Source organism: Streptomyces sp. ID05-39B (genome assembly GCF_033794725.1).
Taxonomy (GTDB): Bacteria; Actinomycetota; Actinomycetes; order Streptomycetales; family Streptomycetaceae; genus Streptomyces; species Streptomyces bobili.
Genome location: NZ_JARGEF010000231.1, coordinates 1 through 12,950 on the forward strand (window position 1 = coordinate 1; position 12,950 = coordinate 12,950).

Annotated in this window: 12 protein-coding genes and 2 pseudogenes; 9 read left to right on the top strand and 5 right to left on the bottom strand. The window is 73.6% G+C overall.

Going from position 1 to position 12,950, the window contains the following annotated elements; all coding sequences use genetic code 11:
* Nucleotides 1–140 precede the first annotated feature (140 nt).
* From P1P75_RS33240 to P1P75_RS33270, 7 genes and pseudogenes are all read left to right on the top strand, one after another.
* On the top strand, nucleotides 141–935 hold the full coding sequence (locus tag P1P75_RS33240) for an ABC transporter ATP-binding protein (RefSeq protein WP_319262584.1): 795 nt from the start codon (nucleotides 141–143) through the stop codon (nucleotides 933–935).
* Nucleotides 936–937: 2 nt separating this feature from the next.
* Nucleotides 938–1,972: an ABC transporter ATP-binding protein gene (locus P1P75_RS33245; RefSeq protein WP_319262586.1), complete on the top strand. Its 1,035-nt coding sequence runs from the start codon at nucleotides 938–940 to the stop codon at nucleotides 1,970–1,972.
* Entirely contained in the window at nucleotides 1,969–2,865 is an 897-nt protein-coding gene (locus P1P75_RS33250; RefSeq protein ID WP_086773202.1) for a branched-chain amino acid ABC transporter permease, read from the top strand. Before P1P75_RS33245 ends, P1P75_RS33250 begins: the two co-directional genes overlap by 4 nt.
* Entirely contained in the window at nucleotides 2,858–3,997 is a 1,140-nt protein-coding gene (locus P1P75_RS33255; protein WP_319262573.1) for a branched-chain amino acid ABC transporter permease, read from the top strand. The genes P1P75_RS33250 and P1P75_RS33255 overlap by 8 nt, the downstream gene beginning before the upstream one ends.
* On the top strand, nucleotides 3,994–5,262 hold the full coding sequence (locus P1P75_RS33260; RefSeq protein ID WP_319262574.1) for an ABC transporter substrate-binding protein: 1,269 nt from the start codon (nucleotides 3,994–3,996) through the stop codon (nucleotides 5,260–5,262). Before P1P75_RS33255 ends, P1P75_RS33260 begins: the two co-directional genes overlap by 4 nt.
* A gap of 190 nt (nucleotides 5,263–5,452) precedes the next feature.
* Nucleotides 5,453–7,222: an ABC transporter ATP-binding protein gene (locus tag P1P75_RS33265; protein WP_319262576.1), complete on the top strand. Its 1,770-nt coding sequence runs from the start codon at nucleotides 5,453–5,455 to the stop codon at nucleotides 7,220–7,222.
* Between the two features lie 153 nt (nucleotides 7,223–7,375).
* A pseudogene (locus P1P75_RS33270) lies at nucleotides 7,376–7,567 on the top strand (DUF5133 domain-containing protein); the annotation flags it as partial.
* A gap of 187 nt (nucleotides 7,568–7,754) precedes the next feature.
* Here P1P75_RS33270 and tgmB read toward each other — a convergent pair.
* From tgmB to P1P75_RS33285, 3 genes are all read right to left on the bottom strand, one after another.
* On the bottom strand, nucleotides 7,755–8,741 hold the full coding sequence (gene tgmB, locus P1P75_RS33275) for an ATP-grasp ribosomal peptide maturase (RefSeq protein WP_319262578.1): 987 nt from the start codon (nucleotides 8,739–8,741) through the stop codon (nucleotides 7,755–7,757).
* Nucleotides 8,742–8,756: 15 nt separating this feature from the next.
* Nucleotides 8,757–8,948 carry a putative ATP-grasp-modified RiPP gene (gene tgmA / locus P1P75_RS33280; protein ID WP_086773196.1) on the bottom strand — a complete coding sequence of 64 codons (192 nt, stop codon included), beginning with the start codon at nucleotides 8,946–8,948 and terminating at the stop codon, nucleotides 8,757–8,759.
* Between the two features lie 229 nt (nucleotides 8,949–9,177).
* Nucleotides 9,178–9,459 carry a DUF1232 domain-containing protein gene (locus tag P1P75_RS33285; RefSeq protein WP_266466151.1) on the bottom strand — a complete coding sequence of 94 codons (282 nt, stop codon included), beginning with the start codon at nucleotides 9,457–9,459 and terminating at the stop codon, nucleotides 9,178–9,180.
* Nucleotides 9,460–10,029: 570 nt separating this feature from the next.
* Between P1P75_RS33285 and P1P75_RS33290 the strand changes: the two genes are divergently transcribed.
* Nucleotides 10,030–10,308: a hypothetical protein gene (locus tag P1P75_RS33290; protein ID WP_319262579.1), complete on the top strand. Its 279-nt coding sequence runs from the start codon at nucleotides 10,030–10,032 to the stop codon at nucleotides 10,306–10,308.
* 55 nt (nucleotides 10,309–10,363) lie between these two features.
* Here the strand turns inward: P1P75_RS33290 and P1P75_RS33295 are convergent.
* Nucleotides 10,364–10,567: pseudogene (locus P1P75_RS33295) on the bottom strand (xanthine dehydrogenase family protein molybdopterin-binding subunit); the annotation flags it as partial.
* Nucleotides 10,568–10,615: 48 nt separating this feature from the next.
* A complete protein-coding gene (locus tag P1P75_RS33300) occupies nucleotides 10,616–11,779 on the bottom strand; it encodes a hypothetical protein (RefSeq protein ID WP_319262581.1) in 1,164 nt (387 codons plus the stop codon).
* 736 nt (nucleotides 11,780–12,515) lie between these two features.
* Between P1P75_RS33300 and P1P75_RS33305 the strand changes: the two genes are divergently transcribed.
* Nucleotides 12,516–12,950: roadblock/LC7 domain-containing protein (locus P1P75_RS33305; RefSeq protein WP_319262583.1), on the top strand; the 435-nt coding region annotated here is incomplete at its 3' end.

Consider the following 12,950-nt stretch of genomic DNA (forward strand, 5'->3'; position numbering starts at 1 on the left):
ACGGGCGAGCCCTGTCGGCCCTGCGTTCCGTGTCCCTGACCGTTCCGCACGGTGCGGTCGTCGCACTGCTCGGCGCGAACGGCGCGGGCAAGACCACGCCGAAGTGCCGTGACCGGCCGGCACGGACCCGAGGAGCCGCGATGCCCGAAGCACCACCGCAGGATCCGCCCGCACTGCACGTCGAAGGGCTCGACGTCATGTACGGGCGAGCCCTGTCGGCCCTGCGTTCCGTGTCCCTGACCGTTCCGCACGGTGCGGTCGTCGCACTGCTCGGCGCGAACGGCGCGGGCAAGACCACGCTGCTGAGGGCCGTCTCGGGCACCCTGCGCCTGCACCGCGGCACCATCACCGCGGGCCGGGTCCGCTACGGCGACACGGCCCTCGACGGGCGCGACCCGGTCGCGGCCGTCCGTGCCGGCGTCGTCCAGGTACCCGAGGGCAGGCGGGTCTTCGCCGGTCTCACCGTCGAGGAGAACCTGCGCGCCGGCGGTCTCGGCCTCGGCCGGCGCGCCCCCGCGCTGGTGCGGGAGTCCCGCGACCGGGTGTACGGCCTGTTCCCGGTCCTCGCCGAACGCAGCGGACAGGCGGCCGGCCTGCTGTCCGGCGGCGAGCAGCAGATGCTCGCCATCGGCCGCGCCCTGATGGCCGCGCCCCGCCTGCTCCTGCTCGACGAACCGTCCCTCGGCCTCGCCCCGCGCATGGTGTTCCGCATCGCCGAGGTGATCCGGGAGATCAACGAGCAGGGCACCGCCGTCCTGCTCGTCGAGCAGAACGCCGGCATGGCCCTGTCCCTCGCCGACCAGGCCCACGTCCTCGAAGTGGGCGAGGTCCGGCTGTCCGGCCCCGCCGACGAACTCGCCCGCACCGACGCCGTACGCCGCCTGTACCTCGGCGAGAGCACCGACGAGCCCGTCACCGGTCAGGGGGCCGCGTGAACATCCGCACCACCGGCCGTACGGCCACCGGCCCCACCGCCGGTCCGCAGGCCGCACCCCCGGCGCTCCACGTCCGGGACGTCACCGTCCGCTTCGCCGGTCTCACGGCCCTCGACGCGGTGTCCTTCACCGTCACCCCTGGCTCCGTGCACGCCCTGATCGGGCCCAACGGCGCGGGCAAGTCCACCTGCTTCAACGTCCTGTCGGGCCTGTGCCGCCCGGCCGCCGGTCAGGTCCTGCTCGGCGACACCGACCTGACGGGACTCGCCCCGCACCGGATCGCCGCGCTGGGCGTTGCCCGCACCTTCCAGAACATCGTCACGACCGAGGGCACGGTCGCCGACAACCTCATGCTCGGCCGGCACGCCCTGTCCCGCGCGGGCTTCGCCGCCAGCGCCCTGCGCCTGCCGGGCGCCGTGCGCGAACAGCGCGCCCACCTGGACCGGGTCCGTGAGATCGCCGAACTCACCGGCCTCGGCGCCCACGTCGACACCCCGGTGGCCCTGCTGTCGTACGGCGACCGCAAACGCGTCGAACTCGCCCGCGCGCTCTGCCTGGAGCCGCGTGTGCTGCTGCTCGACGAGCCGGTGGCCGGCATGAACGGCGCCGAACGCGCCGCCACCGCCGACGTCGTCCGCACGGTCCGCGAGCAGCTGGGCCTGTCGGTCGTCCTCGTGGAACACGACATGGGCCTCGTGATGCGCCTCGCCGACGAGGTCACCGTCCTCGACTTCGGCCGTCGCCTCGCCCACGGCACCCCCGATGAGATCCGCCGCCACCCCGAGGTGCTGCGCGCCTACCTGGGCACCGGCGCGCCGGACGAGACGCCGGAGGTCCAAGAGGCCCTGGGGACCGCGGAGACCCCGGAGGCGCTGGGGACCCCGGAGAGCCCTGAGACGACGGAAACCACCCGGACGACCAAGACCACCACGCCCACCGAGCCCACCACGCCCACCGAGCCCACCGAGTCCACCGAGTCCACCGAGTCCACCGAAGAGACCGCAGTGACCGAACCCCCCGGGGAGAACGCTCCGTGACCACCCTCCTCGACACCCTCCTCAACGGCCTCGCCCTGGGCGCCGTGTACGCCCTCGTCGCCCTCGGCTTCGTCGTCATCTTCAAGGCTTCCGGCGTCCTCAACTTCGCCCACGGCTCGCTGCTCCTGCTCGGCGGCTACCTGGTCGCCGTCCTCCACGACGACCTCGGCTTCGCCGGCGCCCTCGCGGTGGCCGTCCTGACGACCGCGGCCGTCGCCGGCGCGCTGGACCGGCTGCTGCTGCAACGGGGCGACCCCGACCCCAAGGCCGCGCACGTGCAGACCATCGTCACCATCGGCGTGGACATCATCCTGGTGACCGACCTGTCCCGGCGCATCGGCGGCGACCTCCTCACCCTCGGCGACCCGTGGGGCGACGCCGTCACCGGCCTCGGCCCGGTGACCGTCGCCGACAGCCGGCTCGCCGCGATCGTCGTCTCCACCGTCGTCATCGCCGGGGTCTTCGCCCTCTTCCGGTTCACGCCCTGGGGCCTGTCCCTGCGCGCGGCGGCCGAGGACGTGGAGGCCGCCGCCCTGATGGGCGTACGGCTGAGCCGGGTGCGCATGCTCGCCTGGTGCCTGGCCGGTGCGCTCGCCGCGCTCGCCGCCGTGTTCCTCGCCGCGTTCCCGGCCCCAGGCCTGGAGCGCACCACCGGTCAGATCGCCCTGAAGGCATTCCCCGCCGCCATCCTCGGCGGCATGGCCTCGCCGCCCGGCGCCCTCGCGGGCAGCCTGCTGATCGGCCTGACCGAGGCCCTGGTGGCCGGCTACCAGTCCGAACTGCACGTCCTCGGCGAAGGGTTCGGCGATGTCGCGCCGTACGCCGTGATGGTGGTCGTCCTGCTGGTGCGGCCCACCGGTCTGTTCGGCGCGAAGGGAGCGGTCCGTGTCTGAACTCGTCCGGAAGTGGGGCAAGCTGCTGCTGCCCGCCCTTCTCCTGTGCGCCCTGCCCTTCTACCTCGACGCCTTCTGGCTGCGCATCGGTCTCTTCTCGATCGCCGCCGCCATCGGCGCCGTAGGTCTCGGCCTGCTCAGCGGCACCGCGGGACAGCTCTCCCTCGGCCACGCCTTCTTCCTCGCGGTGGGGGCCTACGGCTACACCTGGCTGGCCGGCGACCCGGGCCCGGCCCTGCCCCCGGCGCTCGCCGTCGTCCTGGCCGTCCTGCTGGCGGGCGCGGCGGGCGGCCTGTTCAGCCCCGTCGCCGGCCGCGTCCGCGGCATCTACCTGGGCATCGCCACCCTCGCGCTGGTCTTCCTCGGCCACCACCTGCTGCTGACCGCCGACTCGGTCACCGGCGGCTTCAACGGCCGCTCGGTACCGCCACTCACCCTGGGCGGGTTCGGGTTCACCGCCGACGATCCCGAACTCACCGTGCTGGGCGTGCCGTTCGGCGCCGAGGAACGCCTCTGGTACCTCGGTCTCGCCCTGTTCGCCCTCACCTGGTTCACCGCGCGCGGCCTGCTGCGCGGCCGCCCCGGCCGGGCCCTGTCGGCCGTCCGCGACAGCGAGACCGCGGCGGCCGTCATGGGCGTGAACGTCGCCCGCTACCGCTCGGCCGCCTTCGTCGTGTCGTCGATGTACGCCGGCCTGGCCGGGGTCCTGCTGGCCCTGTCCTTCCGCCGGGTCGTGCCCGACTACTTCGGCCTGGCCCTCTCCGTCGACTACCTCGCCATGATCGTCATCGGTGGCCTGGGCTCGGTCGCCGGAGCCACCGCGGGAGCCTTCTTCGTCACCGCGCTCCCCCTGCTGATGACCCGGTACGCCGACCAGCTCCCCCTGGTCGCCGCCCCGGGCACCGGAGGCGAGGGCGCCCTCGGCCCCACCGAGGCGGCCCGCTACCTCTACGGCGCGGTGATCGTCGTGATCCTCCTGTACGCCCCTGACGGACTGCACGGCCTGTCCCGCCGCGTCCGCGCCCGACTGCGGCCCGCCCGGTCACCCGGCCGGCCGCCGTCCGCACCCCCGCCACCCACCACCGAGACCTCACCCGCCACACCCGCACGAGCCAAGGAGCACACCCCGTGAATCCCAAGCACCGCACCCGCGGCACCGCCCTCACCGCGGCACTGGCTGCCCTGCTGATCGCGGCCACCGGCTGCAGCTCCAAAGCGGACGGCGACAGCACCTCCGACGGCGCCGACGGCGTCAAGTCCGGACCCGGAGTGACCGACAAGGCCATCAAACTGGGCGCCCTCACCGACCTGACCGGCCCCTACGCCACCCTCGGCAAGTCCATCGTGCAGGCCCAGCAGATGTGGGCCGACGACACCAACGCCAAGGGCGGCATATGCGGCCGCAAGGTCGAGATCGTCGTCAAGGACCACGGCTACGACGTCCAGAAGGCCGTCACCGCCTACGCCGACATCTCCCCGGACGTCGTCGCCCTGCCCCAGGTCATCGGTTCCCCGGTGGTCGCCGCCCTCCTCGACGACATCGAGCGCGACCACCTCCTCACCTACCCGCAGGCATGGGCCGCCTCCCTGCTCGGCAAGGACTCCGTCCAGGTCATGGCCACCACCTACGACCTCGACATGATCGCCGCCGTCGACTTCCTGACCCGCACCAAGGGCCTGGCAAAGGGGGACACCATCGGGCACGTCTACTTCGAGGGCGACTACGGCGCCAACGCCCTCCAGGGCTCCACCTGGGCGGCGGAGAAGGCCGGCCTGAAGGTCTCCGGGCAGAAGATCAAGGCGACGGACACCGACCTCTCCGCCCAGGTGACGGCATTGAAGAAGGACGGGGTGAAGGCCATCCTGATCAGCGCCGGGCCCGCCCAGACGGCGTCCCTGGTGGGCGTCGCCGCCTCCCGGGGTCTGCGCGTGCCCGTCGTCAGCAGCGCCCCGGGCTTCGCACCGCAGCTGATGAAGACGCCCGCCGCGCCGGCCCTGACGGCCATGCTGAACATCGTCAGTGGCGCCCCGGCCGTCAGCGCCGACATCCCCGGCGTCAAGGCCATGGTCGCCGCCTACACCAAGAAGTACCCGGCCTCCCCGGTCGACGCCGGCGCGCTGTCCGGCTACAGCGCCGTTCAGCTCCTGGGCGCCGACCTGAAGAAGGCCTGCGAGGCCGGCAGCCTCGCCCGCGAGGACGTGGTGAAGGCGCACCGCTCGCAGAAGAACGTCGACACCGGCCTCGGCAGCCCGCAGAACTTCTCCGACGTCGCCCGGCCCGCCGCGCTGTCGACGTACGTGCTGAAGCCGGACGCGAAGGCGGCCGGCGGTGTGGTGGGCGTCGAGGACGCGCACCAGGCGCCGGGCGTGGAGGAGTACCTGACGTCGAAGTCCTGATCCGGGCCCGCATTCAGCGGCCCCGCTGCTGAATGCGTTCGCTTTCTCGCATTGGACCTCGAAGGCCCGCCGGGGTCAGGCTGGGACACGTCCGGTGCACCGCGATCACCTTCCGGTGCACCGGACTTCGTCATGTCCCGACTTCGAAGAGAAGTCACGAGCCGGGAACCCCCGGGGAGGACCTCCGCCGATGGCGTCGTCGCTCGACAGACCCCTCGACCACCGCTACCGCGACGAGCACCCGATCCGCACCCTCGCCTACCTGTTCCGCGCCGACCGGCGCCGACTGGCCGGCGCGGTCGTCGTCTTCACCGTCAAGCACAGCCCCATCTGGCTGCTGCCGCTCATCACCGCGTCCATCATCGACACCGTCGTCGAGCACCGGCCCGTCTCCCGCCTGTGGACCTCCACCGGCGTCATCCTGTTCATCCTGATCGTCAACTACCCGCTCCACCTGCTGTACGTCCGCCTCCTGTACGGCAGCGTCCGGCGGATGGGCACCGGCCTGCGCTCCGCCCTGTGCACGCGCATGCAGCAACTGTCCATCGGCTACCACTCACGGGTCAGCGCCGGGGTGCTCCAGGCCAAGGTGGTCCGCGACGTCGAGGCCGTCGAGCAGATGGTGCAGCAGACCGCGGAGAACGGCCTCGGCGCGACCACGGTACTCATCGGCGGCCTCGTCATCATCGCCGTACGCACCCCCGAGTTCGTGCCCGTCTTCCTGGTCGTGGTGCCCGCCGCGGCGTTCGTCGTGGCCCGGCTGCGCTCGCGGCTGCGCGCCCACAACGAGCACTTCCGCCACGAGGTGGAGACCCTCTCCTCACGCGTCACGGAGATGACCCGGCTGATCCCGGTCACCCGCGCCCACGGCCTGGAGGGCAAGGCGCTCACCCGCATGGACGGCACCCTGCGCCGCCTGCTGACCTCCGGGATGCGCCTCGACCTGGTCAACGGCCGCTTCGGCTCCATCTCCTGGGTGGTGCTCAACGTGGTCGGCGTGCTGGTGCTGACGGGCGCCGCCCTCGTGTCCTACTACGAGGTCTGGGGCGTCACCGCCGGTGACGTCGTCATGCTCAGCGCCTTCCTCACCACCCTCACCAACTCCACGACCACCCTGACCGGCCTGGCACCGGTCATCACCAAGGGCCTGGAGTCGGTCCGCTCGGTCGGCGAGGTTCTCCAGGCGCCCGAACTGGAGGACAACGAGGGCAAGGCCGAACTCGCCTCGCTGGACGGCGCGGTGACCTTCGAGGGCGTCGGACACGCCTACGACGCCGACCGGCCCGCGGTGCGCGACTTCACCCTGTCCGTGACACCCGGCGAGACCGTCGCCCTGGTCGGCGCCTCCGGTGCGGGCAAGTCGACGGTGCTCAACCTCGTCATCGGCTTCATCCGGCCGACCTCGGGCCGCCTGCTGCTCGACGGCACCGACATGAACACCCTGGACCTGCGCACCTACCGGCGGTTCGTCTCGGTGGTCCCCCAGGAGTCGATCCTCTTCGACGGCACGATCCGCGAGAACGTCGCCTACGGCATGGAGGACGAGGCCGACGAGGAGGCGGTCCGCGCCGCCCTGCGCGACGCCAACGCCACCGAGTTCGTCGACCGGTTGCCGCAGGGACTCGACACCCTCGTCGGTGAGCGCGGGGCCCGGCTGTCGGGCGGGCAGAAGCAGCGGCTGGCGATCGCCCGCGCGCTGATCCGGGACCCCAAGGTGCTGATCCTGGACGAGGCGACGTCCGCGCTCGACACCCGCTCGGAGGCGTTGGTCCAGCAGGCCCTCGCCCGGCTGCTGCGCGGACGTACCACCTTCGTGGTGGCGCACCGGCTGTCCACGGTGCGCGGCGCCGACCGGATCGTGGTCATGGGGGAGGGGCGGATCCTGGAGACCGGCACGCACGAGGAACTCCTGCGCGGGGGCGGGGCGTACACGGCCCTGCACAGCGGGCAGGCGGCCTGACGCCGCGGCGGCAGTCGAGGTCGGCACCATCGACCGGGGGCAGGGCCAAGTGGCGAAAACCGTGCCCCCGGAGGGTGACATGCGCCCCACTCGTGCATGAACCGCCCACGTCCGGGCACACGCAGCGCACCACACCTGGAGAAAGGGGCGCTCGTGATCGTTCCGGACCCGAAGACCGTCAGGACGCTGCTCACCCGCTACGCGTCGCTGAGGATCGCTCAGGCCGAGCGGGAGACACCGAACACGGCCCGCGAGCTGGAGGACGTCGTCTACACGCTGTGCGTCCTCATGGCCACGTCCGACGTCCGTGCGGCGGTCGCCGCGGCGGACGCCCTGCTCGCCGCCGAGGTACGGCCGCCGGCGGCCCGGGTGCCGAAGCAGGACAAGGACGCGGCCAGGGAGGGCGAGCGCGACCCGGACCTGGACGGAGAGCTGGACGGGGAGCTGGACGGGGAGCTGGACGGGGAGCTGGACGGGGAGAGCGGACTGTCCCTGGCGGTCTGAGAAGCGCGGGATCCCGCCCCGGCCCGGCTCACGGCACCGCCGAACTGCAGCGGTCCGCGGGCCGGGCCTCCTGCCGCGCGGGAGACCCGGCCAGCCACTGCGCGATGGTGCGGGCGATCGGCTGGCCGGTGTCCACCTCGACGAAGCCGAACTGGCCCGACTGGTTGCACTCCAGGAACCACCACGTCCCGTCGGCATCCTCCGCGAAGTCGAAGGCGCCGTAGGCCAGTTCGGCATCGCGCAGATACGTGCGCACGGCCTCGGCCAGGCGTGGCGGGACGTTCACCGGGCACCAGGGCACGATGGACGGCGAGAAGCGCACGTCCACCACGTCCGGGTCGCCGTCCGCGCACGTCGCCTTGCGGGCGGCCAGCAGCCGGTCGCCCACCGCGGTCAGCCGGATGTCGGCCCGCTTGGCCACCCGCCGCTGCAGCAGCGTCGGGCCGTAGGCGACGGCGGCGAAGTCGGCGCCGGGCGGGACCCGGGTGGTGGGCACCGCCCGGGGCGGGTCCTGCGGATGTGCCCCGGACACCGGCTTGACCACGAGGTCGGGGAAGCGCTCGGCGAAGTCCCGCGCCGCCTGCGGGAACGTCGTGATGAGCGTGGCCGGCACCGGCAGCCCGATGCGCTGGGCCAGCCGCAGCTGCCAGGGCTTGTGCCGGGCCCGCCGGGAGGCGTCCGGATGGTTCATCCAGCGCGCCTGGCTGCCGCGGAGCATCCCGTACAGCGCCTGCGAGGCCTCCTCCGTGAGCCACGCGGACGGTTCGGGGGCGCGGGCAGCCGCCGCGCCGGGCCGGCGGACCCACACGGAGCGCAGCGAGTCCAGGCTCACCAGCCGCCCCGCGGACGACAGATGGCCCCGGAAGGCACCGTGCACGTACTCCCCGGAGAGCGCGACGGAACCGGTCAGATCGGCGGGGTCGAGGCGCACGACGGGAACGCCTGCGGCGTTCAGGTGCACGACCACCATGTCCGCCGTGACGTCCTCTTCACTGGTCAGAATGAGCACGGTCATCTCGGCCGCCCGCGCTCAGTCGTCGAAGTGCGTCTTGGAGCCCGCTGTGGAGGTCGTCGTCCCCAGCTCTCTCAGCAGGGCGTGGTCACGAGCGGCGATCCGGCCGTCGAGGAGCACGTTCAACTGCAGTCCTGGGTCATAGGCGTACGGAGTGGCGAACTCCAACTCCGCTGCCGGGCGTGCGTAGTTGAGCGCGAACGGTTTCATCGTCTCTCCCTCGTCGGTACTGCGTCGATCAAGCGGTGCCGCTGTGCGACGTCACTCGGGCCCGCTGCTGGTGCGAACTTCGGTGCGGTGGTGGGACCTTCAGTCACTTATACGAATCGAACGGGTGGTTGGTTTCCTTACTCTCCGTGATCATCGGCGGGTCGGGCCGGGCACAGAGAGCTGAGCAGGGGTGATGAGCCCTGCGGGGAGCGAAAGTCTTCCCGAGCGGTCAGTCCGCGATGCCCGCGCGGTCGGGGGCGCGGCGCAGGGAACGCAGGGCGAGCAGCAGGACACCGATGTCATCGAGGTAGACCGGGTCGGGCAGCAGGTCGGCCGGGAGGACGAAGTAGGCGACCGCGCCCCAGAACACCCAGCGGGGGCCGGTCGGCAGGCCCGCCCGCCGCAGCCCGCGCCGGGTCCGCACCAGCCGCACCATGACGGTGGCGGCCACGGCGAACACCGCCACCGCCACTACCGCGACGACGGTGACGAGCGTGGTGGTCGCATCCACGGGCCCTCCCTGTGCGCGGTCTGCCGGTGGTTTCCCCACTGTCGCATTCCCCGTTGTCGCTTGCCGAATGCCCCGTCAGGGCCGGGAGAATCGCGCCGACCGGGGGCGGACGACCGGTGCCGGACGCGGAACCCTACGGCCACCGGGGACCCCGGGGCCCGTGCGGTCCGTGCCGCCGCCGCCCACCGTCCCGTCGAGGAACTCGCCGAACTCGTCACCCGGCTCGGCCGGCACCGCGAGGAACGGGCGGCCCGGCAACGGCCGGCCACCGGTCCGGGCGGAGCCGGTCCCCGAGGATCTGCCGGCCGCGTTCGACGTCGCCGGCGGCCCACCGCCCAGGCCCGCCGAACCCTTCGTCCGCCGAACCCTTCGTCCGCCGGACGCCGGCCGGAGCCGCCGCACCCGCCCCCTCGCCGTGGGCGGCGTGGGCGGACCGGACGGACTGGGCGGCCGCCGTGACGCCGGCGCTCTGCGGAGTCGCCCACGTCCCCGTGGACCGGCAGGGCGTGCCCGTCGGCGCCCTCGCCACCGCGCCGGCCCTGCTCCGGGCTCTGCCTCCTGCTCGCCCCGGTGCTGGCGCGCCGGCCCGCCCTGCCGCTGCTGGTGACGGGCGTGCTGGTGCCGGCGGTGTTCGCGGGCGCCCAGGTGTCCGCGGGACGCGTCGACGTGGTGGGCCTGTTGCCGCTCACCGAGGCGACCCTCGCCCCGCCGTGGATCGCGGGCCCCCTCGCCACGGCAACCGCGGTGACGGTGACGGTGGCCCTCCTCGCCCACCTCCTGGCCGGCCGCCGCCCGGCCCGCGCCCCGGCGCCCGACCGGAAGACCGCGGCACTGCCCGCCCGGGACTGACCCCGCCCGGCCGCCGGCCCCACCACACGCACAGGTGGGCGGGGCGGACGCCGGTTCAGTGGCCGGCCTCCAGGAGGGCGGTGAGTACGCGGTCCGGGGTGAGCGGGAGTTCACGCAGACGCACACCGGTGGCGTGGTGTACGGCGTTGCCCAGCGCGGCGGCCGTGCCGACGATGCCGATCTCGCCGATGCCCTTGCTGCCCATGGGGTTGAGGTGCGGATCGTCCTCCTCGACCCAGTGCGCCTGAACGTCCGGCACTCGACACGTCGCGGGCGGGAGGAACCGGGCGGCGCGGGGTGCACCCGGTCACCTCCCGGCGGCCGTGTCCTCCTCGCCGCCCGCGGTCCGGGCGATCGCAGTGCTGGAGGTGTCGCGCTCCCGCAGGCCCTTCGCCGTCCCTCGCAGGCGCTCCAGGGTCCGGCCCAGCTGCTGGAACGGCGAACCGGCCGGCTTGGCGGGCGGCCGCGGAAGCCCACCCGACTCGGCGGCCGCCTCCCGGTAGGCGGCCAGCGCCTCGTGCGCCTGCTCGGCGGCCTCCCGGTACAGGTCCCGGGACTCCGTCATCGCCTCCAGAGCCTCCCGGTACATGGCCGCGAGGCGGCGCTCACGGGCCAGCTCCTCCTCCAGCGTCAACAGCCGCCACTCCTCCCGCAGCGCGGTCAGCGCGGCCTCGCCGCCGTCCGGCAACGGCCTGGGCAGGGCGGCGAACCGCGTCACCGCGTCCAGCAGCTCGGTGGGGTGCGTGCCGTCCAGGAACACACTGCGCACCGAGAAGCCGGCGGCCTCGTACCCGGCCGGGACGGGCGACCCCGGCAGCACCACCGCGCCGCCGCGGGGCAGCTCCACGCCGAACTCGCGCAGCGCCCAGTTCGCGGTGCGCAGCTGGTGCGGCGCCACCCGGTGCTCCACGACCCGGTGATGCAGTCCCGCGGGCAGCAGCGGGATCAGGGAACGGCGGCCCCGCTCGTCCGGCGTCATGGCCTCGTGCACCACCACGTCGACGGTCCAGGTGTCCCGCTGGGCGGCGCGCAGCACCCGCCGCAGTTCCTTGTCGTCCGCCGGGAGCGGACTGATGTCGAGGTAGCGTCCGCCGGCCACCGTCTCGTGGCCCCACAGGCCGTCCGTGTCCCAGGGCCAGAACACCGCCGCCGGCGAGGGCCAGCGCTGGTCCCAGGGCCGCTCCGACTCCGCGACCAGCGTCCACTCCTGACCGGGCCCGGACCACTCGCCGAGCGTCAGGCGGGCCCGCACGGTGACCTCCTCGGGCACCTGCCAGCGGGCTTCGAAGACCAGTTCCCCCTCGGTGGTCTCGGCGTCGGGGAGCTCCAGGAAATCGTGGAGCGTCCCCTTGTCCTTGAGCGACCGGAGGTTCTTGCGCAGGACGTCCGGCGCGGCGGGCCCGGTGTGGCGGCCGCGGGTCAGCCACACGGTGGAGGGCGTCGGGGCCGGGACGGTCGGGGAGGTGAGCATGAGTCCCTTCGTGAGGAGCGGGGCGACGGGGGGACTGTCAGTATCGCCGTCGCGGCGGGTGGGTGATCGGGCGGGGTCGGCGCATATCGGGTCGTGGTGCGCATTCCCACCCGCGGCGTGCGTCACGCGTAGGACGGGGCACCTGACCGGCCGCCTTCGCGCCGCACCTGCCCACGGGGCCGGCGAGGACGGACGGGAGAGCACCCCGGCCGACCGACCGTACGCAGGAGGACGAACCGATGGGACCGGATCTCACAGGACGGACGGCGCTGGTCACGGGCTCCTCCCAGGGCACCGGCGCGGCGACCGCCTCCGGCGTGGCCGCGCCGGAGGGACCGTGGGCGTCAACGGTGCCGCCGGGGGACGCCCAACCCGGTGCCCGCCGTGACCCGTGCGAGGGCCGCACACGGGGTGTGCGGTGTTCACCACCGGACGCGGGCGCGCACCCGTGGTCCCGGTCGCCGCGGGCCCCGACAATCGACCCCGGCGGACAGGGCTCGCCCACCATCCGCGTCGGGGCGGGCCCTGTCCCCGTGCCGGGAGCGCGCCGCCCTCGCCGCGCCGCTCCCCGGAGCCGCCGCGCACGTTCCAGAGGAAAATGCCAAAGCCGTCACCCGGGACCGCCACTTTCCGTAACCTCGGGGTCACGCTCTCGGTGCTGCCCCGCGACCAGGCCCCGCCGGACCGGTGTCCGCCGCGCCGTCGACACGCGCCGCAAGGCGAAAGGAGACTGGTCATGGCCGTCGAGGCCGAGGTCCTGAACGAACTGCACCGGCTGCGCACGCGCATGCCCCGGCTGACGGGGGCGCTGGCGGCCAGCGTCGACGGTTTCGTCCTCGCGCAGGACATGCCCGGCGTCCAGCCCGAGGGGCTCGCGGCCCTCACCGCGGCAGCCCTCGGCGTCGGCCACCGCATGGTGGACCTCACCGCGTCCGGCGAGTTCTGCGAACTCCTCGTGCGCGGGGCCGGGGGCTACGTCGCCACCTACGCGGCCGGCCCAGCCGCCATCCTCACCCTGCTCGCCGACGACCGCGCCAACGTCGGCCGCCTGCACCTCGAAGGCCGGCGATGTGGGCGCCGCTGCGCCGGCCTTCGAGGTACAGGCGGAGCAGACCTCGCTGAGCGTCCACACCTGGCCCACGGCGGGATCGTGCCGCAGCACCAGCAGGAC